This is a genomic window from Acinetobacter sp. MB5 (assembly GCF_003261585.1).
GTDB lineage: Bacteria > Pseudomonadota > Gammaproteobacteria > Pseudomonadales > Moraxellaceae > Acinetobacter.
The window spans coordinates 315982-341523 of record NZ_POVU01000002.1 but is presented as its reverse complement, the minus strand read 5'-3'; the positions used below and the strand labels follow the sequence as shown (position 1 = coordinate 341523).

23 protein-coding genes and 3 tRNA genes are annotated in these 25542 nt (G+C 39.6%); 14 read left to right on the top strand and 12 right to left on the bottom strand.

What is annotated here, in order from left to right; all coding sequences use genetic code 11:
* Positions 1–95: 95 nt before the first annotated feature.
* Complete coding sequence (locus tag C1A47_RS04310) at positions 96–1385, bottom strand: D-alanyl-D-alanine carboxypeptidase family protein (RefSeq protein ID WP_111892765.1); 1290 nt, start codon at positions 1383–1385, stop codon at positions 96–98.
* 173 nt (positions 1386–1558) lie between these two features.
* Between C1A47_RS04310 and C1A47_RS04305 the strand changes: the two genes are divergently transcribed.
* Complete coding sequence (locus C1A47_RS04305) at positions 1559–3262, top strand: M61 family metallopeptidase (protein ID WP_111892763.1); 1704 nt, start codon at positions 1559–1561, stop codon at positions 3260–3262.
* A gap of 61 nt (positions 3263–3323) precedes the next feature.
* On the opposite strand, the gene uraH is transcribed toward C1A47_RS04305, so the two are convergent.
* Together uraH and paaI are read right to left on the bottom strand one after the other, a co-directional pair.
* A complete protein-coding gene (uraH, locus tag C1A47_RS04300) occupies positions 3324–3725 on the bottom strand; it encodes a hydroxyisourate hydrolase (protein ID WP_111892761.1) in 402 nt (133 codons plus the stop codon).
* 133 nt (positions 3726–3858) lie between these two features.
* Positions 3859–4260, bottom strand: a complete 402-nt coding sequence (gene paaI / locus C1A47_RS04295; protein ID WP_111892759.1) for a hydroxyphenylacetyl-CoA thioesterase PaaI — start codon at positions 4258–4260, stop codon at positions 3859–3861.
* Positions 4261–4854: 594 nt separating this feature from the next.
* On the opposite strand from paaI, the gene C1A47_RS04290 reads away from it, so the two are divergent.
* Both C1A47_RS04290 and C1A47_RS17765 read left to right on the top strand, forming a co-directional pair.
* Positions 4855–7086, top strand: coding sequence for an NADP-dependent isocitrate dehydrogenase (locus tag C1A47_RS04290; RefSeq protein WP_111892757.1), 2232 nt, complete (start codon positions 4855–4857; stop codon positions 7084–7086).
* Between the two features lie 98 nt (positions 7087–7184).
* On the top strand, positions 7185–7937 hold the full coding sequence (locus tag C1A47_RS17765) for a hypothetical protein (protein WP_205669576.1): 753 nt from the start codon (positions 7185–7187) through the stop codon (positions 7935–7937).
* A 38-nt stretch (positions 7938–7975) separates the two neighbouring features.
* On the opposite strand, the gene C1A47_RS04280 is transcribed toward C1A47_RS17765, so the two are convergent.
* Together C1A47_RS04280 and C1A47_RS04275 are read right to left on the bottom strand one after the other, a co-directional pair.
* The gene (locus tag C1A47_RS04280; protein WP_111892755.1) at positions 7976–8764 is read right to left on the bottom strand and encodes a pseudouridine synthase; all 789 of its coding nucleotides are present in this window, start codon (positions 8762–8764) and stop codon (positions 7976–7978) included.
* 311 nt (positions 8765–9075) lie between these two features.
* On the bottom strand, positions 9076–9678 hold the full coding sequence (locus C1A47_RS04275; RefSeq protein ID WP_111892753.1) for a flavin reductase family protein: 603 nt from the start codon (positions 9676–9678) through the stop codon (positions 9076–9078).
* A 106-nt stretch (positions 9679–9784) separates the two neighbouring features.
* On the opposite strand from C1A47_RS04275, the gene C1A47_RS04270 reads away from it, so the two are divergent.
* Positions 9785–10609, top strand: coding sequence for a PhzF family phenazine biosynthesis protein (locus C1A47_RS04270; RefSeq protein ID WP_111892751.1), 825 nt, complete (start codon positions 9785–9787; stop codon positions 10607–10609).
* On the opposite strand, the gene C1A47_RS04265 is transcribed toward C1A47_RS04270, so the two are convergent.
* Positions 10606–10809, bottom strand: coding sequence for an amino acid transport protein (locus C1A47_RS04265; RefSeq protein WP_111892749.1), 204 nt, complete (start codon positions 10807–10809; stop codon positions 10606–10608). The two genes, C1A47_RS04270 and C1A47_RS04265, sit on opposite strands and share 4 nt — an antisense overlap.
* A gap of 78 nt (positions 10810–10887) precedes the next feature.
* On the opposite strand from C1A47_RS04265, the gene def reads away from it, so the two are divergent.
* Positions 10888–11367 (top strand): peptide deformylase, encoded by a 480-nt coding sequence (gene def / locus C1A47_RS04260; protein ID WP_111892747.1) that lies wholly within the window; start codon positions 10888–10890, stop codon positions 11365–11367.
* Between the two features lie 104 nt (positions 11368–11471).
* Here def and C1A47_RS04255 read toward each other — a convergent pair.
* Positions 11472–11557: transfer RNA gene (locus C1A47_RS04255), tRNA-Leu, on the bottom strand.
* A gap of 11 nt (positions 11558–11568) precedes the next feature.
* Positions 11569–11642: transfer RNA gene (locus C1A47_RS04250), tRNA-Cys, on the bottom strand.
* 153 nt (positions 11643–11795) lie between these two features.
* On the opposite strand from C1A47_RS04250, the gene folD reads away from it, so the two are divergent.
* Both folD and C1A47_RS04240 read left to right on the top strand, forming a co-directional pair.
* A complete protein-coding gene (folD, locus tag C1A47_RS04245; RefSeq protein ID WP_111892745.1) occupies positions 11796–12644 on the top strand; it encodes a bifunctional methylenetetrahydrofolate dehydrogenase/methenyltetrahydrofolate cyclohydrolase FolD in 849 nt (282 codons plus the stop codon).
* A 259-nt stretch (positions 12645–12903) separates the two neighbouring features.
* Entirely contained in the window at positions 12904–13575 is a 672-nt protein-coding gene (locus C1A47_RS04240; RefSeq protein ID WP_111892743.1) for a class I SAM-dependent methyltransferase, read from the top strand.
* Between the two features lie 21 nt (positions 13576–13596).
* On the opposite strand, the gene C1A47_RS04235 is transcribed toward C1A47_RS04240, so the two are convergent.
* Complete coding sequence (locus C1A47_RS04235) at positions 13597–14025, bottom strand: hypothetical protein (protein WP_111892741.1); 429 nt, start codon at positions 14023–14025, stop codon at positions 13597–13599.
* Between the two features lie 299 nt (positions 14026–14324).
* On the opposite strand from C1A47_RS04235, the gene C1A47_RS04230 reads away from it, so the two are divergent.
* Positions 14325–15620 carry an MFS transporter gene (locus C1A47_RS04230; RefSeq protein WP_111892739.1) on the top strand — a complete coding sequence of 432 codons (1296 nt, stop codon included), beginning with the start codon at positions 14325–14327 and terminating at the stop codon, positions 15618–15620.
* Positions 15621–16153: 533 nt separating this feature from the next.
* Here the strand turns inward: C1A47_RS04230 and C1A47_RS04220 are convergent.
* Positions 16154–18004, bottom strand: a complete 1851-nt coding sequence (locus C1A47_RS04220; RefSeq protein ID WP_111892737.1) for a phosphoenolpyruvate carboxykinase (GTP) — start codon at positions 18002–18004, stop codon at positions 16154–16156.
* A 405-nt stretch (positions 18005–18409) separates the two neighbouring features.
* On the opposite strand from C1A47_RS04220, the gene C1A47_RS04215 reads away from it, so the two are divergent.
* The 4 genes from C1A47_RS04215 (at position 18410) to groL (ending at position 22264) form a co-directional block, all read left to right on the top strand.
* Positions 18410–19345, top strand: coding sequence for a diacylglycerol/lipid kinase family protein (locus C1A47_RS04215; protein WP_111892735.1), 936 nt, complete (start codon positions 18410–18412; stop codon positions 19343–19345).
* Positions 19326–20093, top strand: coding sequence for a metallophosphoesterase family protein (locus C1A47_RS04210; RefSeq protein ID WP_111892733.1), 768 nt, complete (start codon positions 19326–19328; stop codon positions 20091–20093). The genes C1A47_RS04215 and C1A47_RS04210 overlap by 20 nt, the downstream gene beginning before the upstream one ends.
* Before the next feature lie 188 nt (positions 20094–20281).
* The gene (groES, locus tag C1A47_RS04205; RefSeq protein WP_111892731.1) at positions 20282–20572 is read left to right on the top strand and encodes a co-chaperone GroES; all 291 of its coding nucleotides are present in this window, start codon (positions 20282–20284) and stop codon (positions 20570–20572) included.
* A 57-nt stretch (positions 20573–20629) separates the two neighbouring features.
* Positions 20630–22264 carry a chaperonin GroEL gene (gene groL, locus C1A47_RS04200; RefSeq protein ID WP_111892729.1) on the top strand — a complete coding sequence of 545 codons (1635 nt, stop codon included), beginning with the start codon at positions 20630–20632 and terminating at the stop codon, positions 22262–22264.
* A 360-nt stretch (positions 22265–22624) separates the two neighbouring features.
* On the opposite strand, the gene C1A47_RS04195 is transcribed toward groL, so the two are convergent.
* Positions 22625–22714 (bottom strand) — tRNA-Ser (locus C1A47_RS04195).
* Positions 22715–22985: 271 nt separating this feature from the next.
* Between C1A47_RS04195 and greB the strand changes: the two genes are divergently transcribed.
* Both greB and C1A47_RS04185 read left to right on the top strand, forming a co-directional pair.
* Positions 22986–23462: a transcription elongation factor GreB gene (gene greB, locus C1A47_RS04190; protein WP_111892727.1), complete on the top strand. Its 477-nt coding sequence runs from the start codon at positions 22986–22988 to the stop codon at positions 23460–23462.
* Between the two features lie 370 nt (positions 23463–23832).
* Positions 23833–24948 carry a transglycosylase SLT domain-containing protein gene (locus tag C1A47_RS04185; protein ID WP_111892725.1) on the top strand — a complete coding sequence of 372 codons (1116 nt, stop codon included), beginning with the start codon at positions 23833–23835 and terminating at the stop codon, positions 24946–24948.
* A 66-nt stretch (positions 24949–25014) separates the two neighbouring features.
* On the opposite strand, the gene C1A47_RS04180 is transcribed toward C1A47_RS04185, so the two are convergent.
* Positions 25015–25398 carry an SCP2 sterol-binding domain-containing protein gene (locus tag C1A47_RS04180; RefSeq protein ID WP_111892723.1) on the bottom strand — a complete coding sequence of 128 codons (384 nt, stop codon included), beginning with the start codon at positions 25396–25398 and terminating at the stop codon, positions 25015–25017.
* Between the last annotated feature and the right edge of the window lie 144 nt (positions 25399–25542).

The window sequence follows — 25542 nt, the reverse complement described above, 5'->3', positions numbered from 1 at the left end:
GGGGAATGCAAATTCAGGATTTTTAGATGAGGTTCATTATTTTAAAGAAGATTGGGGTTGATGCAAAAAAATCAACCCCTTTTTTTCTTTCAATCTTATAACAGAATTTTTGCAGGAATCGCTTTGGCACCTAGGAAAGGTAGCAGAGAGCAGAGCCAGTGCCAGAAACGTTGCAAAATATTGGCATATTCAAGTTGAACTTGTGACTGGACAGGAATGTCTTCGATCCATTGACCGTTTTGATACACTTTCAGTGTTGCCAATTGCATGCTTTGATTTAAAGGTGCAGTCAATTGCTTTTGATTCAGATTCACTTGAATGTGTGTTTGTGTACTGTTGACTGGCTCAAGGCTTTGTCCGTTATACACCAAGTGTCCAGAGTCATTGTTGAAACTACGCATGTCAATCGCCACAGGCTGGTTATACAGCGAAGTGGTCATGAACTGAGTGGTTTGAGGCACGACTTGATAGCTTTTGATTTTCCCATCCATGACAGGTAAAAGTGCAATTGGCTGTTGTGCCTTAACAATGACTTCATCGCGTGTGTAGTTATACGCCAAATTCATTAAACGGTGCGCAACTTCCGCACGCATAATCGGGCTAGTTGTTCCCAACACCACGACAATCAAACGACGTTGTGGCAAGTTTGGATTCATGGTTGGACGTTTCGCTGTTAATGCCAAGTTAAAGCCAGCAGCACGAGTAAAACCTGTTTTTAAGCCATCAACGGTTGGATCTTGTTTCAGCAAAATATTGGTTGCATGGTGTGGATGACCATTCCATGAATAGCTGGTTTGTTTTGAATAACCCAAATAATCAGGGAATTGTTGGATTAACGCATTGCCCAGTTTTGCCATATCCGCAGCAGAAGAATAATGCCCATCCATGGTAATCCCAGCGGGATTGGTGAAATGGGTATCGGTCATGCCTAGCGCTTTAGCTTCTTGGTTCATACGTGCAACGAAGTGCGGCAAGTCTCCACCAATACGCTGAGCTAAGGTAACCGCTGCGTCATTGGCAGACATAACCACCAGACCTGTGAGCAATTGATCAATGGTAATTTTCTGCCCAGGACGTAGGAACATTTGTGATTCATCAGGCTGAACCACGTGTACTACGTCATTGGCTGTAATGACATCTGTCTTCTTCAGTTTGCCCGCCTTGATTTCTTGAAGCGTAATGTACGCCACCATCATTTTGGTTAAAGAGGCAGGGGCACGTTGTGCATGGCTATTGTATTCAGCAATAGTTTGCCCAGATTGTGGATCATAAATTGTCCACGCCGCAGCAGGTACAGATTCTGGGTCAATATTCAAAATGGTTGCATGGGCGAAACTTGTGCATAACATGCCAAGCCCTGCAAACCAAGAAATAAAACGTTTCAACGGACAAATCCTGAGGAGATCAAAAGAAAGAGTCGCTATCTTCCATGACAAATATTAAAGCTAACTTGATTTCAGTCATCTTCTGTACGGAATAACAGCAGTAGCGCATATTAGAGTAAAAAAATGCTAAGCTAAAGCCCTGCATAAACTGATTAAGATTAGAATTCCGACTTATGTTGCACTATCAAATAGAGTTTGACGATTACCAACAGCATCTCATTCATGTGACCTTACGTTTTGTCGCCAATCCAACACAAGAATTGTGGTTGCCGACATGGATTCCGGGCAGTTACCTGATTCGTGAATTTGCAAAACACATTGAGTCGGTTAAAGCCTATGACGAGGCAGGACGCCAACTGAAAATCAGTAAATTTGAAAAGAATAAATGGCGTCTATTTAACACTGATCATGAGTTGATTACAGTTGAGTACGATGTCTATGCCTATGATTTATCGGTACGTGGTAGTTATGTCGATCAGACTCGTTTCTATGTCAACCCAGCGTGCGTGTGCTTAGGTCTTAAAGATCAGGAAGAAGCTGAATGTGAATTGGAAGTGTTCTTGCCCGATGAGTTTAAGCATTTTACTGTGGCGACAGGTTTGGTCTCAAAAAGCTTGGTGAAAGGGCGCTATACCTTAAAAGCTGACAATTATATGCAGCTCATTGATAGTCCATTTGAACTGGCTGATCAAACTCGTTTTAGCTTTGACGCTGAAGGTATTCAACATGAGTTTGTGATTTCAGGTAAACATGCGACCAATGTTGAGCGTCTACAAGCCGATATCCAGAAAATTTGCCAAACTGAAATTCAGATTTTTGGATCAGCGCCATTTAAAAACTATGTGTTTATGACCATGGCAACAGGCAATAGTTATGGTGGTCTAGAGCATCCAAACAGCACCAGTTTAATCACGCCGCGTGATGACTTGCCAAAAGCCAATGAGCCTGAAGAACCTTCAGAGGATTATCAGCGTTTCTTGGGGCTTTGCAGCCATGAATATTTCCACTCATGGTTGGTGAAATATATTCGTCCTGAAAACTTTGTTAATTATGATTTGCACAAAGAAAGCTATACGTCTTTGCTGTGGATTTTTGAAGGTTTCACGTCATATTACGATGATCTGATTTTGCTGCGTAGCGGTGTGATTTCACAAGCATCGTATTTGAAATTACTCAAGGCGCAGATTGACCGCTATTTGCAAAATCCAGGCCGTGAGGTTCAGTCGGTTGCCGAGTCAAGTTTTGACACATGGATTAAATTCTACCGTCCAGATGAAAACAGCAATAACGCAGGAACGAGCTACTACAATAAAGGCTGTTTAGTGGCTTTATGTCTGGATTTAGGTTTGCGTTTACGTGGCTCAAGTCTCGATGTTCTTGTACGTAAACTCTATGAAAATGCACAAAAAGGTATTCAGGTGACTGAGCGCACCATTTTTGAGTTGTGTGAAGAATTAACAGGTCATTCTTGGTTAGAGCAAATTAATCATCTGATTTATACCACTGATGAATTGCCACTTGATCAACTCTTCCCTGAATTCGGTATTGAATATCAGCTTAAAAATGACAAGACTCAGCCATTCGGTTTGAAGCTTGCTGAAAAACCCGAAGGAATGCTGATTCAACAAGCTCGACGTGAAGGAGCAGGTGCAAAAGCAGGGCTATCTGCCAATGATGTTATCGTGGCGATTGATGGCTTAAAGGCTTCTGAAAAGTTGTTGGCTAAATATGCAAAACAACAAGGTGAATTTGTTGTGCATGCTTTCCGTCGTGATGAATTGCTTCAGTTTACGGTTCAAGCCGCTGAAACTGGTTTAACCACAGTTGAATTAAAAGTTGCAGATCAGACCAAAGCTGAGAATTGGTTAAAAGCTTAATTTCGCTTTTCTTTTCTTTAAAAAAACCGATGTTTGATCATCGGTTTTTTTATTTGATAGCCTAACTTCCACGATAGGTCGAATATCCATACGGACTGATCTGAAGCGGAATATTATAGTGATCCATTGAGCCATCAATCACAAAAACCACAGGGACTTCTGCATAAAACGAGCGTTGATTTTTGCTTCTAAACCAGTCACCTGTTTTAAACGTGGCCCGATAATAACCTTTGTCTAGATTGGCTTTATCTTTTGGATAGAGCGTGTCAAGTTGACCTTGATCATTCGTGTCACCTTCACCGATCTGAACCCACTGATTATTCTGTTGTGCTTCTAAGGTGACATGTAAATGTGCTGCAGGTTGACCATTATTGGTATTTAGAACCTGAACTCGTATAGGGTTTTCTGCAAGGCATAAAGAGGAGAAACCAAGCCCAACGAGAGGGATTAAAAACTTAACCATCTGATTGATCCTAAAGCTTAAAAGGAATTAGTCTAAACGATTAAGAAAAAATCAACATTCCAATATGTAACCACTGCATCCTGAAGCAAGAATAGTATTTTGCTTTAGGATGGAAACGTACGATACCTGATCATTACTTTGCAGGAATGAGCATACGTGAGACACCTCTAAATTCAGCAATGGTTTCTTGTTTTTGGTTTACAATCTGAATGTCGTAGAATTCTGAGCGCCCAGCTTGCGAGCGTAATTCGGCTGTCGCAGTGAGTACATCACCAATTTGCCCAGGTTTTATATAGCTAATGTTGCAGTGCTGTCCAACAGCAGGATACTCTCCTGTATTGCAGGCAACGGCAAAAGCACCATCGGCCAGAGTAAAAATTATTCCACCATGACAAGTACCATGACCTTGTGTATGTCGCTTTTCAACGAGTAGTTCTACTTTCGCATAACAGCTTTTGTAATCGACCAAACGTGCACCAAGCTCTTGCATGACTTGATCGTGATTAAATAAGTCGTGTCCCTTTTTGATTTGCATTACGATAACTTCCTTTTTTGATACAAAATTATTAAATTTTAAAAAAATATGAATCATAATAAGCATTGTTGTGTGCTGTATTCAAGTAGGTTTCATAAAAGTATCGCGGTTTGAGTTGAGTAGATCTTCAAGGTTTGAAGTCTAATAAATGTGTTTAGAAGAGGGGAATACGCTTTTTTTGTCATATTATGATTAATCAGATAGGGTATTTTGGGGGTTTTACCTATATTAATTTTAGAAATGTTGAGCCGTATTTTGTCATTTTAAGGCTAGAAATTGTGCACTAGTGCGAATCATTTTATCAGTAAAAGATGCTAAAAATTGTTCAATAATAAAAGGAGATATGTGAAAAATCTGATAGTTATCGGGCTTATCAAGTTGATTTTTTGAGCAATGTTGCAAAGAGATGACACTGTTGAAGAAGAAGAAAATGTGGTATTTTTCTACGAAATGTCGCTATCACGAGATATATCGTTGACTGAAATGCAATGAAGGCCGATACTCTCAAGGTTTTTATTTAAGCTATTCAGTGCGTAGAATTGGACTAAAAAAGTCCAATTCTAGAAAAAATCAATTTAACACAAGGGGCTATATATGGCTGGTGGAAAGTCAAACATCATTTACACACTGACTGACGAGGCGCCATTGTTGGCGACTTATTCGTTACTGCCGATCATTGAAACCTTTACTAAGCCTGCTGGCATCGGGATCACTAAAACTGATATCTCTGTTGCAGCTCGCGTGCTTGCAGAATTTGCAGACTACCTAAGCGATGAGCAGAAAGTGCCTAACAACCTTGCTGAGTTAGGTCGTCTTACGCAAGATCCAGATACAAACATCATTAAACTACCAAATATCAGTGCTTCTGTTGCACAGTTAACGTCGTGCATCAAGGAACTTCAGTCTAAAGGTTTTCCAATTCCTGATTATCCTGAAAATCCTGCAACTGAAGAAGAAAAAGAGATCAAAGCACGTTATGGCAAATGCCTAGGTTCAGCTGTAAACCCAGTTTTACGTGAAGGTAACTCTGACCGTCGTGCACCTGCAGCAGTAAAGAATTACGCTAAAAAACACCCGCATTCAATGAGCGAGTGGAAACAGTGGTCACAAACTCATGTTTCGCACATGGAAGAAGGCGACTTCTACCATGGCGAAAAATCAATGACACTTGACCGTGCACGTAACGTGAAAATGGAATTGATCACAAAGAGCGGTGAAGCCATTGTTCTTAAGCCAAAAGTTGCGCTTTTAGATGGTGAAATCATTGACTCAATGTTTATGAGTAAAAAAGCACTTTGCGATTTCTATGAGAAACAACTAGAAGATTGTCGTGAAGCTGGCATCTTGTTCTCATTGCACGTAAAAGCAACCATGATGAAGGTTTCACACCCAATCGTATTTGGTCACTGCGTTAAGATCTATTACAAAGATGCATTTGAGAAACACGGCAAGTTATTCGATGAGCTAGGCATTAACGTAAATAACGGTATGGCTGGCTTGTATCAAAAAATCGAAACTTTGCCAGAATCTCAACGTGACGAAATCATCCGTGACTTACATGCATGTCAAGAACACCGTCCTGCACTTGCGATGGTTGATTCAGCTAAAGGTATTACCAACTTCCATTCTCCAAACGATATTATTGTAGATGCTTCTATGCCTGCAATGATTCGTGGTGGCGGTAAAATGTGGGGTGCTGATGGAAAACCTTATGACTGTAAAGCAGTGATGCCTGAGTCAACATTCGCACGTATTTACCAAGAAATGATTAATTTCTGTAAGTGGAATGGTAACTTCGATCCACGTACTATGGGTACTGTGCCAAACGTTGGTTTAATGGCACAAAAAGCTGAAGAATACGGTTCACACGACAAAACTTTTGAAATTTCAGAAGCGGGTACTGCAAACATCACTGACCTTGAAACAGGTGAAGTGTTGATGTCTCAAGAAGTTGAGGAAGGCGATATCTGGCGTATGTGTCAGGTGAAAGATGCTCCAATCCGTGACTGGGTGAAACTTGCAGTAACACGTGCACGTAACTCAGGTATGCCTGCGATCTTCTGGCTTGACCCATACCGTCCACATGAAAATGAATTGATCAAGAAAGTAGAAAAATACTTGAAAGATCATGACACGACTGGTCTTGATATTCAAATCATGTCTCAAGTACGTGCAATGCGTTATACGCTTGAGCGCGTTGCTCGTGGTTTAGACACAATTTCTGTAACGGGTAACATCTTACGTGACTACCTCACTGACTTGTTCCCAATTATGGAACTTGGTACTTCTGCGAAAATGCTTTCTATCGTGCCGTTAATGGCGGGTGGTGGTATGTACGAAACTGGTGCTGGTGGTTCTGCGCCTAAACATGTACAACAGCTTGTAGAAGAAAACCACTTACGTTGGGATTCTCTAGGTGAGTTCTTGGCACTTGCGGTTTCTTTGGAAGAGCTTGGCATTAAAGAAGACAACGCTAAGGCGAAACTTCTTGCGAAAACGCTAGACCAAGCAACAGGCTTATTGCTTGACAACGGCAAGTCTCCATCACGCCGTACTGGTGAAATTGACAACCGTGGTAGCCACTACTACTTAGCTAAATACTGGGCTGAAGCTTTGGCTGCTCAGGATGAAGATGCTGAGTTAAAAGCGAAGTTTGCTCCTCTTGCTAAAGCGCTTGATGAAAACGAAGATAAAATCGTTGCAGAGCTTGCAGCAGTTCAAGGTCAGGCTGCGGACATCGGTGGTTACTACGCGATTGATCCAGCGAAAGTAAATGCTGTTATGCGTCCAAGTGCAACTTTAAATGCTGCGCTTGAAACTGTTTAAGGTTTAGCAAAATCGGCTGATCAGTCGATAATGTGAAAAAGCCGATGCCAATGCATCGGCTTTTTTTGTATTTCAAGATATTTGAACTGGCTAAGAATATGAATAAGAAAAGTTTGATCTTCGGAGTTTTAGTTTCCTTTATTTGGCTATTGGGAATTTATCTATTTAGCCGAAGCAACGGCTATACTTTACCTACATCATTAAATGAATTGGGCGATTTTCTTGCAGGAATATTTGCACCAATCGCATTCTTTTGGTTGATTTTAGGTTATGTCCAGCAAGGTAAGCAGTTAGATCAAAATACTAAAGCTTTAGAACAACAAGAGAAAGCATTGGAATTACAAATTGAAGAAATGAAAGAGAGTGTGAAGCAACAGGCGATACTTTCCAAGATACAGGAAGAACAGTATGAAGTTATGCATAGAGCGATAACTCCTATCATTGATTTAGATCAATTTAAGTTATTAACAACGGTAGAAACACTAGAAGTAGAAAGAGGAGACTTTAAAGAAAAGTTAAGTAATGGGAGTAGGTTGGAGTTTTATGTAAGAAATACAGGAAGTGGTCCTGCTTTAAATATCACTATTATTAGAGCAGACCAAAATAATCGATCTTATAATCTTGTGAAAATTGGGGTGGAAGAATCCAAAAAATTTCAATTAGGATTTGAAGCCAGAATTATGAATATTTTAAGAAGTAAGAACGTCTATAATTTAGAATTTTATTTGAGCTATGAGAATTTGTATGGAAGAAAAATGAGAGAAGAAAAATATTTGATTGAAATTCATAGAAAAGTTGAGAATGAAAAAGAATTATTTTATGTGAAAAGTTTTTATACCATTGTGAATTAAAAAGCCCACTTTCGTGAGCTTTATTTTTACATCAAATCTTAACGTCCATTACGGTTACGACCGCGTGGCGCTTTGGTATTTGGACGGGTTGTTCCATTGGTCTTACGACGTGGTTTTTCACTCTCATCCATTTGCCAAATACGCTTTGTACCTGATTTCTTTGGAGAACCATCTTTGTTCTTGCGAACCATTGGCTTACCACCTGTGCCACCAGGTTTTTTCACATAAGAGCGTGAACGGTAAGGCTCTTCCGCTGGAACATCTTTAAAGTCTGGGTAAAGTAGAGGTTCAATCTCTTTGGTTTCACCGGGAAGTAAACCCAATTGAACCAAGTCGATTGAACCAATTTTGGTGCGAATCAAACGTAAAGTTGGGAAGCCAACAGCAGAGGTCATGCGGCGTACTTGACGGTTACGACCTTCACAAATTGAAATTTCAACCCAAGAGGTTGGAATGTTAGCTCGGTAACGTACAGGTGGAGTACGTTCCCATAACCAGTCAGGTTCAGAGACTTTCGCTGCTTTTGCAGGAAGTGTCATACCATCATTGAGTTCAATACCTTTACGAAGCTGCTCTAACGCTTCTTCGGTTACATCACCATCGACTTGAACTAAATAGGTTTTGTATTTTTTATTTGCAGGGTTGGTAATAAACTGATTTAGACCACCGTGATCGGTTAAAAATACCAATCCTTCAGAGTCCATATCGAGACGACCCGCTAAACGTAAAGTTGGATCATCGACAAAGTCAGACATGGTCATGTGAGCTTCGTCTTTACGAAACTGGGAGAGGACGTCATAAGGTTTATTGAGAATGACAATTTTCATAAAAAATGACTTCTTCTTTCAGATAACAACAGGAAACATTGAGATTTATTAGGGTAAGAAATCATGCAGTTTCTTTTATAAATCTCAAAAAGGAATTAATTTGATGCGCCTATTATGCGATAAGAAGGTCTGAAAGTATTGCTTCACGGCAATTATTTTTTAAATTGGCTAAATTGTCTGACCTAGAGTGATTTAAAGTTAGGCGCTTAGAGCTTCATTCTGCATTTATACGAATGCAATTCAGATTGATCACCCAATGTTTTATTGGTTTGTACTTGAAGTCACCTCGCATTTTGCGAGGTTTTCTCATTTTAAGGTGAATTGAGCCGATCAGCCACGTTGACAGGTTCCCCAATCAGATAGAAATTACCACCTGCGACATGGTGCAGGCTACGCCATTCTGGATTGGCATCTTCAAAGTGCCAGTGTCCATCACGGAAAATATGGTCATCTGCCCACGCACTTATGACTTCTCCAATAAATAAATCATGCGCTTGTTGATTGTGTGGTTCAGGAATAAGTTTGCAAATTAACCATGCAGAGCAGCCATCAACGAGGGGTTGTGTAGAGTCATCCAAGTAAAATAACTCTACACCACTTAATTCTAGTTTGTTGGGCGTGTCATGCAAGCTGGTTGTACCAAGCTGATAGACCATGTCAATTTGTTTGTAGGTCGGAACCTGTAAAACAAAATAACCAGATTGCTCAATGATTTTGCGTGTCATGGTACTTTTATCGAGAACTACGGTGACTTTGGCAGGTTTAAACTCCAGTGCGCAAGCCCATGCTGCTGCCATAACATCAGCTTGCTGTTGATGCTGTGAGGAAACTAAAACCGTTGCACCGTGTGTTAGCAGGCGATACGCCTTTTCTAAAGGAACATTTTTAAAATGAGAATTGATGTTGTGATTCATAAAGTGACAAATCTGTGGGATTAGGTTAAAACTGAGATGGAATTTATCAAAATAAAATATTCTGTAAGTGATTAACAGTTCAATTTTAACTAGAGAATGTAAAATAATGAAAATTTATCAAGTAGATGCTTTTAGCCAATACCTGTTTCAAGGTAATCCTGCGGCAGTGATCGTTCTCGATGAATGGCTCGCAGATGAACTGATGCAAAATATTGCCCTCGAAAATAATCTCTCTGAAACTGCATTTATCAAACGACTGGATGATACTCATTATTTAATTCGTTGGTTTACACCAACCGCTGAAGTTGCATTTTGTGGACATGCCACTCTGGCAGGTGCTTTTGTTTTATTTCAGTATTTTACACAAGCGACAAAAATTGAATTTGAAGTGAAGCAACTGGGAACCTTTTATATTTCTCGGGCGGAAGATGGAAAAATTGTGATGAATTTCCCTATTCGTCGGCTTGAGCAGTTAGAAGAATATCCAGAAATCTTCAATGAAGCATTGAATAAACCGATTCAGGCGGTATATAGCAATGCTCAGGCTTATGTAATTGAACTCGGTTCCGCACAGGATGTGATGGATGTGCATGTGGATTTTTTAAAGCTGAAAGCCTTTGGGGAAATGCGCGCGGTGATGGAAGCACCAAGTTTAGATGTTGCAGTCACGGCAAGCGGTGGTGAAGAATATCCGTATGACTGTATTTCTCGTTATTTTGCACCAGATATTGGCATTAATGAAGACCCTGTTACTGGATCAATTCATACTGCAATTGTCCCGCTTTGGGCAGAAAAGCTGGGTAAGACAGAATTGCTGGCTTATCAGGCATCACCACGTGGTGGGGAATTGTTCTGTCGAATTTTGGATGATGAGCGGATTGAGATCTCAGGTTATGCCAAACTTTATATGATTGGCGATCTCTTTCTTTAAGCTCTCAAAAAATAGGGAATGATGCTGAGAATGCAACCGATACCAACAATGGCGAGGTTGCTATCAAAAAAATAAGAATACACCATTAAGCCGATGCCACAGACTAGAGGGACAGTACGCTGCTGCTTTTTGCCATAAATAAAATAACCTAAGCCAATTGAGCTAAAAATCACCCCAAGAAAAAGTTGCGTTGCATTCATATATGGATGTGCTGTATTGATTTTTACTTATGTTAAGCTGAATGATGCTAAATTAAAATAAATTTTGAGGAAGAAAAGGTGTCTGTAGTTTTACCTGTTGCCCAACGTGGTGAGGAAATACTCACACTCAAAGCGGCATCTGTAACACAAAATGAGTTTAATTCGGCATGGCTTGAGCAGCTAGCTCTCGCAATGCAAGTGACTATGCTGGAGCGTAATGGTGTTGGAATTGCTGCGCCACAGGTGTATATCTCGAAACGAGTGATTATTGTGGCTTCTCGTCCAAATCTACGTTATCCAGATGCACCAGAAATGCCTGCTGTAACTATGATTAATCCTGAGATTGTTGAGTATTCGGCTGAAACATGTTTGGGTGAAGAGGGTTGTTTGAGTGTACCTGAGCAACGAGGACAGGTAGAACGTGCTTATGCAGTCAAAGTTCGTTATGACACTTTACAAGGTGAAAGGGTTGAACAATATTACGAAGGTTTTCCTGCTCGAATTGTGCAACATGAAATAGATCATCTGAATGGAATTTTATTTGTAGAGCGACTTTAAGTCGCTTTTTTAATACACATCTAAATATAGGTATTCAAATTTTAGGCATAAAAAAACCAGCTTTCGCTGGATTCTTTATTGGCACCATTTTAACAGTCTTAAAATGGTGCCCGGGGCCGGACTCGAACCGGCACGCTTTGTGGGCGGGGGATTTTAAATCCCCTGTGTCTACCTATTTCACCACCCGGGCTTTACCAAGATTGGAGGCGGAGGTCGGAATCGAACCGGCGTCCACGGAGTTGCAGTCCGCTGCATGACCACTCTGCCACCCCGCCTTGTCTTGGTGATGCACATATTAGCAACCTTTGAAAAAAAAACAATAGGTAATTCAGTGGATATGCACATAAAATCAACATCTAAAATAAAATTGGGCAAATAATCATGTATTATTTGCGAAATTGATTGATATCAGCCTGTGGAGACGTATTGTGGCATTGGTATTAGATGGAAAAGCGTTAGCAAAGCAAATTGAAGCAGATTTACTTGCTCGTGTTGAAGTGTTGAAACAAAAATCGGGTCGTACTCCGATTTTGGCAACAATTTTAGTTGGGGATGATGGTGCATCGGCAACTTATGTGCGTATGAAAGGCAATGCATGCCGTCGTGTGGGCATGGATTCATTGAAAATTGAATTGCCACAAGAAACCACAACTGAACAGTTGTTGGCTGAAATTGAAAAATTAAATGCAAATCCTGATGTTCACGGTATTTTGTTGCAGCACCCAGTGCCTGCGCAAATTGATGAACGTGCATGTTTCGATGCAATTAGCCTTGCAAAAGACGTTGATGGTGTCACTTGTCTTGGTTTTGGTCGTATGGCGATGGGTGAAGCTGCTTATGGTTCAGCAACACCAGCGGGTATTATGACTATCTTGCAAGAGAACAACATTGAAATCGCGGGTAAACACGCAGTTGTTGTTGGTCGTTCTGCAATTTTGGGTAAACCAATGGCGATGATGTTACTTCAAGCCAATGCAACAGTCACGATTTGTCATTCACGTACTCAAAACTTGGCTGACTTGGTTAAACAAGCAGACATCGTGGTGGGTGCTGTAGGTAAAGCTGAATTGATTCAAAAAGACTGGATCAAGCAAGGCGCGGTTGTCGTAGATGCTGGCTTCCATCCACGTGATGGCGGTGGTGTTGGTGATATCCAATTACAAGGTATTGAAGACATTGCTTCTGCTTACACGCCTGTTCCAGGTGGTGTTGGCCCAATGACGATTACAACTTTGATTCGTCAAACAGTTGAAGCTGCTGAGAAAGCTTTAGGTTAATGTAGTTATGAAGTTAGGCGGTTATTTAATGCGCGTAACCGTCATCTGCAATTGTTTGAGGCATGATTACATTAAAAATTTAATGTTTCTGCGATACTTTCGATTTTAGATAGTATCTGTCGAGTTTTGCGGATGACAATGGTTTTGCCTACTTTTCCCAAAAGAAAAGTAGGTCGAACCGAAGGTTAATCTAAGAATTCAAATCATAATGGAATGTCTCTGTTATGCTTGTTATAAAATCAATTAAAAAAGAAATCTGATGAGCTGCACCTTTCAATTTCCCAAAGCCCCTGAACATTTACTTCAAGCCTTACATCAAGTCATCCCTCATTGTGACTTACAATCACAGCAGTTACCCAACACGCCGATTTCATTGTGGTTAATACCACCTGTATTTCCGACTGAACGTTTGGATGATGAAATCATTCAACGTATCTGGAATGACACACCGTATTGGATCTTCTGTTGGGCTTCGGGTCTGGCCATGGCACAGTGGTTACTTACAGAACCTGAGCATGTCAAAGACAAGGTTGTATTGGATTTTGGTGCTGGCTCTGGAGTTGTCGCAATTGCTGCAAAATTGGCAGGAGCTAAACGCGTGATCTGCTGTGATATTGACGCTGTTAGTCTAGCGGCTTGTCGTGAAAATGCAGCATTGAATCAAGTTGAACTTGAATATTTGGATGATCTTTATCGTGCTGAATCGGTCGATGTATTATTGGCTGCAGATGTGCTGTATGACCAGTGCAATCGTTATTTCTTAGATGAGTTCTTAAAATTCGCACCAGAAGTATGGGTGGCAGATAGTCGGGTAAAAAATTTTAGTCATCCACAATACCAAAAAATTGATGAGCGAAGTGCGACAACTTGGCCTGATTTAGATGAAGCAAAAGAGTTTCGTAATGTCAGTTTTTACAAGACGCTGAATTGACAGCGTCTTGTAGGTATTAGATTAGCTTGAGCAGCGAAAACGCACAACGGTGAGTGTTTTTGGGCGAGTTTGCATGGCATTACGCATCGCGTAGTCATTGTCATTGCTGTTGCTAGTAGTGCCTAGGCCAAAGGTGGTATGTGTTTTGCCAATTTGGACGCCATTGGCTGTTGGTAACGTTGCTGGATTGGCGATTTCATCGGTGCTTAGAATTTCAATGTTATAGTTTTGGTGTTCACCTAAAACTTCCTTGCAGGTATTTTGTAATTTATTTTGGTTAGCCACCTGATTTGCATGAATCGCTAGCGTATAACTAATAATTGCGCTATTTTCAGTTCTACTTTCCACTTGATAACCTGAGTTACCATTGTAGCGTTGGGGGATATTTTGGCAGGCTGATAGCCCAAGAGCAAAGGCGCTAAGACCCAATAATGTCAATGTCATTTTCATGAGATGAAACCTTTTGTCATTTCTCTACAGTATGCCATAGCTCAGGTGAATACTCATTAGATAAAAGCAAATATTGATGGAGGGTAGATATTTGCTTTTATACATATTTATACAAAATAAAATTGGATCTTTCACATAAAGTGTTTGTATTTTGAATATATTAAATGAGAAGAAAAAGGATAGATAACAGGTTTTAGAATAAATCATTAACAAATCAATCAAAAGGGATTTTGATTTTGGAATCGTAAAACCGAGTAATACAAACTGATTAAAATTTAAACAAAGAGGGAGTGTTTATAATGAATGAACATGCGTATACGCCAGAGGAAAAGCGTAAACGAATTTTTGGTATTGTTGGAGCAGCCTCAGGGAATTTGGTTGAATGGTTTGACTTTTATATCTATGCGTTTTTTGCTGTGTATTTTCAGCAAGCATTAACCTCTCCAAGCATGGCATCTGGAACAAAACAGATTTATGTTTGGGGTGTATTCGCTGCCAGTTTCTTTATGCGCCCAATCGGTAGTTGGCTGTTCGGACGAATTGCAGATAAGCATGGTCGAAAACGTTCCATGGTAACTTCGATTTTTTTAATGGCTTTGAGTTCATTCTTATTTGCGATGTTGCCAACTTATGAGCAGGTCGGGATTTTTGCACCATTTTTGTTGCTTGTAGTACGTTTGTTGCAAGGCTTATCTGTGGGAGGGGAGTATGGCGCTGTCGCTACGTATATGAGTGAAATTGCATTAAAAGGTCATCGTGGTTTTTATGCTTCCTTTCAATATGTCACATTGTCTGGTGGACAGCTTTTAGCAAGTGTACTGGGTGTCATTTTGTTATTCTTTATGAGTGAGCAGCAATTACAAGCTGGCGGTTGGCGTATTCCGTTTGTGGTTGGTGGTATTACTGCACTTCTATCGCTAGTGGCTCGTAGTCGTTTAGAAGAAACACTTTCTGCAGAAGATAGTCATCGTGAAGAATCTGGAACACTTAAAGCAATGTTCAGAGATCACTGGCAGTCATTTTTGCTGGTCGTGGGTTATACATCTGCAGGTTCTTTAACATTTTATGTTTTAACGGTTTATTCTAAAACCTACTTTAGTAGCTTAGGATTGGCTGCAAAAACAGTCGGTTATATGATGACGGTTGCATTGTTTGTTTATATGGTGGCGCAACCTGTCTTTGGTGCGATTTCTGATCGCATTGGACGTCGTAACTCAATGTTATTGTTTAGTTCACTGTTAGCGATTTTTATTTACCCTGTAATGGTGATTGCTATGCCAGCATTTAGTACGTCACCTGTTATTCTGACGTTGATGCTGATATTTCTAATGATGATACTCAGCTTTTATACATCCATTAGTGGATTGATTAAGGCCGAGATGTTTCCACCTCATGTACGTGCACTAGGCGTGGGTTTCTCTTATGCGGTGGCAAACGCGATATTTGGTGGTTCTGCACCAGCAGTTGCATTGCAATTTAAACACTCAGGGCATGAATATACGTTCTTTATTTATGTGATTGTGATGTTAATCATTTGTTTCTTTTGTAGTATGAAATTGCCAAAAGAGCCTGAATATTTGCACCATGACCATTAATTCATAAGTGTAATTTTAAAAAGCCAGTCGAAACAAATCAGGCTGGCTTTTTTATTTGAGTAGAAAATAAGATATGGAGTTAGATTTACTGTCCACTTGCTAAGTGGCAACCGTTGGTAGAGGGAGAATTTTAGTGAATCATTATCCCTGAAATACAGGTTGTACAAACACCAAGGCTAGAAGCTAAAACGCTGGCTTGTTCGATAATGGATTACAGCATTGGCATGATGTTTTTATGTAAGCGTGGGTATAGGTCTGTAACACAGCCATAGTGCTTTATATCTTTGACAAGTGCATAAGGTAAGTCATCGCTAGAGGGGGTGTTGGTAATGATGCAGAGTGCGCTTTTACCACTCAGCAAAGTATTGGGGTTTGGGGTTGCTGTTGTCTCGGTATATGTTGTTGTAGAAATGACTAAAAGGGTTACTGTAAAAGGGGGTATATGTTTCAGAGTTTTGTTATGGTTAAAGTAAAGTGTAGAAAACTAGAAATAAAAAAAGACCACATTAAGTGGTCTTTTTTTATGTACTCAATTAAGCATTTACATGTTCAGATTCAGTAGCTTTAACCGCATCTAAAAGTTCAGCTTGACGAGATTTTAATGCTTTTGGTAGGCGCTCACCAAGTTTGTTGAATAACTCAGTGTGGCTTTCGATTTCTTTAATCCATTGAGCCTTGCTTTGAGAAGTTACTTTTTCAAAGTCAGCTTTAGAGAAATCAGTACCAGTCCAGTTCAAGTCATCGTAAGTTGGAACGAAACCAATTGGAGTTTCCACGGCATTTGCGCGATTTTCACAACGGTTGATGATCCACTCAAGCACACGCATGTTTTGACCGAAGCCAGGCCATACGAAGTTGCCGTTTTCGTCACGACGGAACCAGTTAACATTGAAGATTTTTGGTAATTTGTTGCCTGAAGCCTGAGCTTTAGCAGCAACTTGTTCACCAAGTTCCAACCAGTGGCTGAAGTAGTCAGCCATGTTGTAACCAGCAAATGGAAGCATTGCAAATGGGTCACGGCGAACAACACCTTGTTGACCAACTGCAGCAGCAGTTGTTTCTGAACCCATAGTTGCTGCTTTATAAACGCCATCAACCCAGTCGAATGCTTCAGAAATTAAAGGCACGGTGTCAGCACGGCGACCACCAAAGATGAATGCAGAGATTGGTACACCTGCTGGATTTTCCCAGTCAGCATCAATTGAAGGACATTGACCTGCAGCAACAGTGAAACGAGCATTTGGATGTGCTGCTTTTTCACCAGCAACGTGTGGCTGACCTTTCCAGTTAGTAAGGTTTTCTGGAACCTCTTTAGAAAGACCTTCCCACCATACTTGACCGTCTTCAGTTACAGCAACGTTGGTATAAATAACGTCTTTATTTAAAGTTGCCATACAGTTCGGGTTAGTCTTGGTATTTGTACCAGGAGCAACACCGAAGAAACCAGCTTCAGGGTTGATAGCGTACAAGCGACCATCTTCACCTGGTTTGATCCAAGCGATGTCATCACCTACAGTTTCAATTTTCCAGCCTTCGTAACCTGCTGGTGGAATCAACATTGCAAAGTTTGTTTTACCACAAGCAGAAGGGAATGCTGCTGCAACGTAGTGTTTTTCGCCTTCTGGGTTCGTGATACCCAAAATTAACATGTGCTCAGCTAACCAGCCTTGTTCGCGACCCATAACAGAAGCAATACGTAATGCTAGGCATTTTTTACCCAACAATGCGTTGCCGCCATAACCAGAACCGAAAGACCAGATTTCGCGAGTTTCTGGGTAATGAACGATATATTTTTCTTTGTTACAAGGCCAAACAACGTCTTTTTGACCTTCAGCAAGTGGTGCACCAACAGTGTGAACACAAGGAACAAATTCGCCATCTGTACCTAGAACATCATAAACAGCTTTACCCATACGAGCCATTTTGCGCATGCTAACAGCAACGTAAGGTGAGTCAGTCAGTTCGATACCGATGTGGGCGATGTGGCTTCCTAGTGGACCCATTGAAAAAGGAACCACATACATGGTGCGTCCTTGCATTGCACCGTCGAACAAACCATTTAATTTTTCGCGCATAACTGCTGGGTTTTCCCAGTTGTTAGTTGCGCCAGCATCTTCTTTTTGCGCTGAACAGATAAACGTACGATCTTCAACACGAGCAACGTCAGAAGGATCAGAATTCGCCAAATAAGAACCAGGATGTTTTTCTTCATTTAGCTTTTGCATGGTGCCGTTAGCAATCATCAAGTCGATAAGACGTTGATACTCTTCTTCGCTACCGTCACACCATTCGATTTTTGCTGGTTTAGTTAATTTAGCAATTTCTTCTACCCATGCAATAAGCTTAGGGTGACGAACGAATTCTGGTGCATTCACTTGGGTCATGTTGATGCCTTTGAGGTACAAAAAAACAAAACACACATTAATTTTATGATCAACCCTTGATCACGAGTGTGTTAAAAAGTTTGCGTATTAAATCACAAAAGTTACCAAATTTTAAGATGCTTAAAAACTGATCTTTGGGGGTTGGTAGGGGTGTTTTTATAAAAAAATATTTAAAATCATATAATTATTATTTGGTTTCACTGATATTCATAAAATAAATTATGAAAATAAAATCATTTATTTTTAAAATATTTTTATAAATTAATTATTTAATTAATATTCAAAAAGGATGGAAATTATGAGAACTTGAAAAAGTTTATGTAGTTTATTTACACAAACATACTATTTCTCTCAAATAAAATCCACACAATGAAGAGGTAGGATTTGTGTGATTGTAATTTAACCATGCTGAAACCACTATCAATTATCTACAATCAAAAATCAGGCTTTCATTCAGCACAAAGATCAAAAGTGTACGATGAAATAATGACATTTTTTATAAAATATGGTTTTGAAATTCAATTATTTGAGTTTAACCAACAAAATTCTATTGATACTTTAATGAGGCAGATCGTTATTCGACACTCTATGGCAAATAATGCTGGTGTTGTGGTGGTTGCAGGTGGTGATGGTACTGTAAATGCAGTGGCATCTTATTTGTTAAATACTGGAATTACTTTAGGTATTTTGCCTTTTGGTACTTTTAATTATGTAGCTAGAGTATTAAATATTCCTCTGGATTTAATGGATGCATGCCATGTAATTGCAACGGGAGAAGTTAAAAAGGTGCATGTGGCAAAATTGAATCAGCGTATTTATTTAAATAATGCCAGCTTAGGTTTGTACCCCTTATTTATAGAAAAACGAGAGCGCTATAACCGACTATTTGGACGTTTTCCTTTACATGCTTATACATCTGCACTGGATGTATTGTTGCGTCGTCATCGAGAGCTAAAGCTTGAGGTGATGGTTGATGGTGAAAAATATCCAGTCAAAACGCCATTGGTCTTTTTTGGTAATAATCACTTGCAACTGCAAGAGATGAATTTAAAGATCGCACATACAGTACGATTGGGGAAAATCGCAGGTGTGATTGTTGCAAAGAGTGACAAAATGACTTTAATGAAGTTGTTATTTCAATTATTAAAAGGCGATATTGAAAAAGCCTCTGATGTTTATAGTTTTGCTGCTGACCATGTGACAGTGCATGCAAAAAAAAGAAAAAAACTGCATATTGCGATAGATGGGGAGTTGGTTGAGGAACAGTCGCCATTACACTTCTCAGTTGAACGAGATGCGCTTGCTGTTATGGTGCCTGCTAATGTTACTGCATCTATCTGATTTACACTTTGGTACGGAGAAGCCCGAATGTCTTGCCGCTATTCAAAAGTTTTGTCGTGATCATCCTGTCGAAGCGATTGCAATTAGTGGTGATTTGACCCAGCGTGCTCGTTTTTTTCAGTTTTTAAGCTGTAAATCTTTTCTGGAAAGCTTGGGGCCTCCTTATTTGGTTGTGCCTGGAAATCATGACATTCCTTTATATCATGTGCTCAATCGGGTATTTAATCCGTTTATGCGCTATCAATTATTTTTTGGGGCGTTAGAAAGTATCTTGGAAACAGAGCACTTTTATTTGATAGGAGTAAATAGCATTCGACGACGCTTTCATACCAAGGGGCATATTTCTTTAGAACAAATTCAACAAGTTGCTCTTAAGTTGCAAGCAGCACCATCGAATAAATATAAAATTGTTGTAGCGCATCAGCCATTTTATACATCCCTTCGAGATAGTCATGTAGTTAAGGATTGTCCTGTACTTGGGCGTATGGCATTGGAAATTTGGGGGAAGCAGGGAGCATGTGCTGTCTTGCATGGACATTTGCATCAAACTGCAATATATGATTTGAATCAAATTTATCAGTTGAACGTAAATCACCCTGTTTATGAAGTTCACGCAGGTACGGCAACTTCACATCGATTACGTAAAAAAGAACCGAATAGTTTTAATGTAGTGACCTTGCAAGGCGAGTTTCAAAGTTATGTATTTGATGTAAAAAAATCTCAATTTGTGCTTAAAGGGAATCCATAATCTTCAATTCTTGCGTTTTAGTCTAAAAAAACTGCAAAAAACAAAAAAAAATTAAAATTTCCCCTTGAAGCTTAGTTTTCTATCCCCAAAAAAATGACATCACAAACAGTTATTGATGATGACGCAAAGGAATTACGAAAAGCGTCATTTTTAATTGAAACAAAAGACTTAGTCTGATGGAGTTTTATATGAGCAACATTCGTCCATTACATGATCGTGTAGTTATTCGTCGTGTTGAAGAAGAAACAAAAACTGCAGGCGGTATCTTGCTACCAGGTTCAGCTGCAGAAAAACCAGCTCAAGGCGAAGTAATTGCTGTAGGTAACGGTCAAATTACTGATAATGGCGTTCGTGCATTAGATGTAAAAGTAGGCGATAAAGTATTATTCGGTACTTATGCAGGTACAACTGTAAAAGTAAACGGCGAAGAGTTACTTATTATGAAAGAGTCTGACATTTTAGCTGTTTTTGAAGGCTAATTTTCAACTTTACATTTAGATCAGATCAAGTAAAACACAAAAGATTCGGAGTAAATAATGTCAGCTAAAGACGTAAAATTCGGTGATTCAGCTCGCTCAAAAATGATTGCGGGTGTAAATGTCCTTGCAGACGCAGTTAAAGTGACTTTAGGTCCTAAAGGTCGTAACGTTGTTATTGATCGTTCTTTTGGTGCACCACATATCACTAAAGATGGTGTAACTGTTGCAAAAGAAATTTCTCTTAAAGATAAATTTGAGAACATGGGTGCACAATTGGTTCGTGAAGTATCTTCAAAAACCAATGACATCGCGGGTGATGGTACAACGACTGCAACTGTACTTGCACAAGCCATCTTAAATGAAGGCATCAAGTCAGTGACAGCGGGTATGAACCCAATGGATTTGAAACGCGGTATTGATCTTGCAGTTAAAGCATTGGTTGCTGAAATTAAAGCAACTGCAAAACCTGCATCTGATACTAAAGCGATTGAGCAAGTTGGTTCGATCTCTGCGAACTCTGATGAAACTGTAGGTAAATTGATTGCTCAAGCAATGGAACGCGTTGGTAAAGAAGGCGTGATCACAGTTGAAGAAGGTTCAGGCTTTGAAGATGCACTTGACGTTGTTGAGGGTATGCAGTTTGACCGTGGTTATATCTCTCCATACTTCGCGAACAAACAAGATACGTTAACTGCTGAATTGGAAAACCCATTTATTCTTCTTGTTGACAAGAAAATCAGCAACATTCGTGAGTTAATCACAGTATTGGAAGCTGTTGCGAAAACTGGTAAACCACTTCTTATTATTGCTGAAGATGTTGAAGGCGAAGCGCTTGCTACTCTAGTTGTGAACAACATGCGTGGCATCATTAAAGTATGTGCAGTGAAAGCGCCTGGTTTTGGTGATCGCCGTAAAGCAATGCTTCAAGATATCGCAATCTTGACTGGTGCAACTGTAATTTCTGAAGAAGTAGGCATGTCTTTAGAGCAAGCTTCTCTTCAAGATTTAGGTACTGCACACAAAATCACAGTTTCTAAAGAAAACACTGTGATTGTTGATGGTGCTGGCGATGCAAATCAAATTGCTGAACGTGTTCAACAAATCCGTGCACAAATCGAAGAATCAACTTCTGATTATGACAAAGAAAAACTTCAAGAGCGCGTTGCTAAATTGGCAGGCGGTGTAGCTGTTATCAAAATTGGTGCAGCAACTGAAGTTGAAATGAAAGAGAAGAAAGACCGTGTTGACGACGCGCTTCACGCTACACGTGCTGCTGTAGAAGAAGGTGTTGTTGCTGGTGGTGGTGTAGCACTTGTACGTGCTGCTAAAGCGCTTGATGGTGTTGTTGGTGCGAATGACGATCAAAACGTAGGTGTGAACATCCTTCGTCGTGCGATTGAAGCACCACTTCGTCAAATCGTAGCGAATGCGGGTGATGAGCCTTCAGTTGTTGTCAATGCAGTGAAAAGTGGTGAAGGTAACTTCGGTTACAACGCTGCGACTTCAGAATATGGTGACATGTTGGAAATGGGTATTCTTGATCCAGCAAAAGTTACACGTTCTGCACTTGAGCATGCTGCTTCTGTAGCGGGTCTAATGCTTACAACTGAATGTATGATCACTGAGATCCCAGAAGACAAACCAGCTATGCCAGATATGGGCGGTATGGGTGGTATGGGCGGCATGATGTAATTCATCAACTGCTTATAAAAAAATCCTCGCATCTGCGGGGATTTTTTTATGCGCCTTATCTATTTTAACGATTAGTTTTACGTATGAGTCATATTGAAATTAGGTGAAATAGAATAGAAGTAGGGGATAACAGTCGGTTGAATTAAGTTTTTTTTAAGTTTAGAGCAGTATGCTAATAAGCATAGGAATTCTGCTGTAGTTTCCTATTTTGGCCATACTCCTTACTGACAGAGTATGGCTTTTTTTTGTCTGAAATCTAAGGATCTAAAATATTTATTTATAAATATGGAGTTTATATTCGATAATTTTTTTGTATAAAAAAAGCCCATGCAATTGATGTTGCATGGGCTTTTTAATATTTGGCGGAAGCGGTGAGATTCGAACTCACGGAGGACTCACACCCTCGTCGGTTTTCAAGACCGGTGCATTAAACCGCTCTGCCACGCTTCCAATGTGCGCCATTTTATAGGGGAAATCTAATTTTGACAACCAATTTTTGAATAAAAACAATTAAGTGATTAAAAATAATTCAATTATTTGGGTTTTAAGTGAATTATTGAGTTGGTTTTGGGTCTTTGAGATCACTTTGAAAATCATGTTGAGTTAATCTTAAATTTTCTAGTTGATGTTATTACAATAGAACATTAGACAGTATAAATTTATATTACTTTGATATGTAAAATCGCTGTTTGATAAGAAACTTAGACCTTTGGAATATCTTATGGATCGTAAATTATTAACAGCAGAAGGCTATCAGCGTTTACAGGATGAGCTGAATCATTTAGTCCGTCATGAACGACCAGAAATTACCAAAATCGTGTCTTGGGCAGCAAGTTTAGGTGATCGGTCTGAGAACGCAGATTACCACTACAATAAACGAAAATTACGTGAAATTGATCGCCGTATTCGCTATTTGAGTAAGCTGTTTGAGGTCGCACAAAAAGTTGAATATCACCCACAGCAGCAAGGTAAGATTTATTTTGGTGCATGGGTGGAATTGGAAAATGATGAACAGGAAATGGTTAAATTTCGCATCGTAGGTGATGAAGAAATTTACGGCAACAAAGATTATATTTCTTTACATGCTCCAATTGCTAAAGCCTGTTTGGGAAAGTCTGTAGATGACGAAGTGCACGTGCAAACTCCAAGTGGCAAAAAAAACTGGTATGTGATAGGAATATCCTATTTTAAACAATAGCTTATGTTTATATAAAATTATAATTTATATTTAATAGATTACATATTTCTGCATTTTATTCATGGTTTCTCTACCAGTATTCAGTATAACAATAAGCAGTTTTTGTGAGTGGAGAGAACCATTGTTTTAGCTGGTGAGATTTATAAAAGTTTGACTTTTAATTTTTATGCCTATATTATGCGCAACTCTTATTGGTTTTTGCTTATTTTTTCATCTGAGTCATCGATTTTTATTATGACTTAGTTTCATTTGTCTACTTATGTCATTTTTATGACGCCATGACTGCCCCCTAAACATACGTTGATCAACTAATTGAAGTCTGAGCTTGCTTGATTTCATTGGGTAGTTAATTCTCTGTCGCGGAGTCACCATGTACAATCAAACATTGGCAGATAGGAGGCGTTTACGCCTAAACAATCTCAAAATCTCCTTGCCAACAAAAGCCCTTGCGTTTGGGCTTGCTATGCTACCTTTACATGCAATTAATGCCAGTAAAGCAAGCAATCAATACGCTCAAGTCGTTAACAGCAATACACTTACTGTTGTGGCAGTTAAAAGCCCAACAACTGTTTTTAATGATGGGCAGTATTTGCATGGTTTCGGTTACGATCTCATGCGCAATTATGCACAAAGTTTAAATGTGCAATTAAATTTTCAAATCGTTGATAGTAATGCCACTGCTTTGAAGTGGGTTGCTAAAGGTAAGGCAAATCTTGCGTTAACCAATGCAGATATGTCGAGTATTGAGAAAAAGGATTTAATGTCTTTTTCTGCGAGTTGTGGTGACTTCAATGTCCTGCAAAAAAATGGGTTGGATGCTGATCTGAATTTAGTTTTTAAGGATGCTGAAGATCGTTTAACCCAAACGGCGAGTGGATTTATCTGCCAGTCTAAAACAAATGGTGCAATCCAGCATTTGGCTTCTTTTTATAATCACAATGTGGTTGAAGAAGAGTCTTGGGATACCATTGAACACGATCTTCAACAGCGCATGCCAATTTATCGTGCGAGCTTTGAGCGAGCAGCAGAGCAGTATAATTTGAACTGGCATATGTTGGCTGCAATGGGTTATCAGGAATCTTATTTGAAACCTGATTCAGTATCACCGACAGGTGTTCGTGGCTTAATGATGCTCACAAGTGGTACTGCTAAAGCAATGGGAATTGAAAATCGTACAGACCCAGAGCAAAGTATCCAAGGTGGTGCAAAATACTATGAATTACTGTTGAGCAAGTATGAATATATTCCGAACCCAGATCGTCACTGGTATGCCTTAGTTGCATATAACATGGGGCCTGGTGCAGTAAGGCAAATTCAGAAACAATTAACCAAGCAGGGTGAAGATCCAAATAATTGGTTAAATATGTATGCTTATTTACAGCAGCATCAAGCAAGTAATTCTCGCTATCGCCAAGCTTTACAATATGTCACCCGTATTCGCGCTTATTTAGAACATATTCAAAGTCAACAGATGATCGACATTTAATAATCTTAGAATAAAAAAGGAAGTTATTCAGATAACTTCCTTTTTTTACAGCCACGAATCTATAAATTATGCAGTGTGCTGTAGAATTTCTTTATACAGTGTTTTTTGTTCTTGGCTTGGGCGCGCAGTCTGTAGTGCCATAAGCTGAGACATGTCACCCTGAACTTTTATTTTACCTGTCATAAAGCCTTGCATTGCGGCTGTCATATCAAATTCGAGGAATACTTTACGTAAAGTATCTTCATCCAAATTCAACGTTGTTTTTGCATTGTCTGCAAGACCTTTTTGAATTTTCCCACCATCAAGAGAAAGTTCAGTATTTCCACTGTTATGGTTAACGACAAAATTGATCGCGAGATTTTTTAGGGCTGGCGGTAAATTCAAGTCTCCTGCCTGAGCAGTCAGTTGTTCCACTGTAGAAAACCAATCTTCCGATAGAAAAGCAGGCATAATGATTCCTCTAATTTGTTTATTCCTAGATGTGTATGCATTTTTTGCACATCGTCCGTTCTGCCTTGTTATAACATGATCCTGTCGAAAATAATGCTTTTTTTATAAACTCATGGGGTAAAACACACAGAAATTATAATAAAG

What these genes read in the sequence shown, in the direction of transcription:
- C1A47_RS04305 (WP_111892763.1), top strand. Translation starts at nt 1,559, where the DNA reads ATGTTGCACTATCAAATAGAGTTTGACGATTACCAACAGCATCTCATT.
- uraH (WP_111892761.1), bottom strand. Translation starts at nt 3,725, where the DNA reads ATGGTTAAGTTTTTAATCCCTCTCGTTGGGCTTGGTTTCTCCTCTTTA.
- paaI (WP_111892759.1), bottom strand. Translation starts at nt 4,260, where the DNA reads ATGCAAATCAAAAAGGGACACGACTTATTTAATCACGATCAAGTCATG.
- C1A47_RS04290 (WP_111892757.1), top strand. Translation starts at nt 4,855, where the DNA reads ATGGCTGGTGGAAAGTCAAACATCATTTACACACTGACTGACGAGGCG.
- C1A47_RS17765 (WP_205669576.1), top strand. Translation starts at nt 7,185, where the DNA reads ATGAATAAGAAAAGTTTGATCTTCGGAGTTTTAGTTTCCTTTATTTGG.
- C1A47_RS04280 (WP_111892755.1), bottom strand. Translation starts at nt 8,764, where the DNA reads ATGAAAATTGTCATTCTCAATAAACCTTATGACGTCCTCTCCCAGTTT.
- C1A47_RS04275 (WP_111892753.1), bottom strand. Translation starts at nt 9,678, where the DNA reads ATGAATCACAACATCAATTCTCATTTTAAAAATGTTCCTTTAGAAAAG.
- C1A47_RS04270 (WP_111892751.1), top strand. Translation starts at nt 9,785, where the DNA reads ATGAAAATTTATCAAGTAGATGCTTTTAGCCAATACCTGTTTCAAGGT.
- C1A47_RS04265 (WP_111892749.1), bottom strand. Translation starts at nt 10,809, where the DNA reads ATGAATGCAACGCAACTTTTTCTTGGGGTGATTTTTAGCTCAATTGGC.
- C1A47_RS04240 (WP_111892743.1), top strand. Translation starts at nt 12,904, where the DNA reads ATGAGCTGCACCTTTCAATTTCCCAAAGCCCCTGAACATTTACTTCAA.
- C1A47_RS04235 (WP_111892741.1), bottom strand. Translation starts at nt 14,025, where the DNA reads ATGAAAATGACATTGACATTATTGGGTCTTAGCGCCTTTGCTCTTGGG.
- C1A47_RS04230 (WP_111892739.1), top strand. Translation starts at nt 14,325, where the DNA reads ATGAATGAACATGCGTATACGCCAGAGGAAAAGCGTAAACGAATTTTT.
- C1A47_RS04220 (WP_111892737.1), bottom strand. Translation starts at nt 18,004, where the DNA reads ATGACCCAAGTGAATGCACCAGAATTCGTTCGTCACCCTAAGCTTATT.
- C1A47_RS04215 (WP_111892735.1), top strand. Translation starts at nt 18,410, where the DNA reads ATGCTGAAACCACTATCAATTATCTACAATCAAAAATCAGGCTTTCAT.
- C1A47_RS04210 (WP_111892733.1), top strand. Translation starts at nt 19,326, where the DNA reads ATGTTACTGCATCTATCTGATTTACACTTTGGTACGGAGAAGCCCGAA.
- groES (WP_111892731.1), top strand. Translation starts at nt 20,282, where the DNA reads ATGAGCAACATTCGTCCATTACATGATCGTGTAGTTATTCGTCGTGTT.
- groL (WP_111892729.1), top strand. Translation starts at nt 20,630, where the DNA reads ATGTCAGCTAAAGACGTAAAATTCGGTGATTCAGCTCGCTCAAAAATG.
- greB (WP_111892727.1), top strand. Translation starts at nt 22,986, where the DNA reads ATGGATCGTAAATTATTAACAGCAGAAGGCTATCAGCGTTTACAGGAT.
- C1A47_RS04185 (WP_111892725.1), top strand. Translation starts at nt 23,833, where the DNA reads ATGTACAATCAAACATTGGCAGATAGGAGGCGTTTACGCCTAAACAAT.
- C1A47_RS04180 (WP_111892723.1), bottom strand. Translation starts at nt 25,398, where the DNA reads ATGCCTGCTTTTCTATCGGAAGATTGGTTTTCTACAGTGGAACAACTG.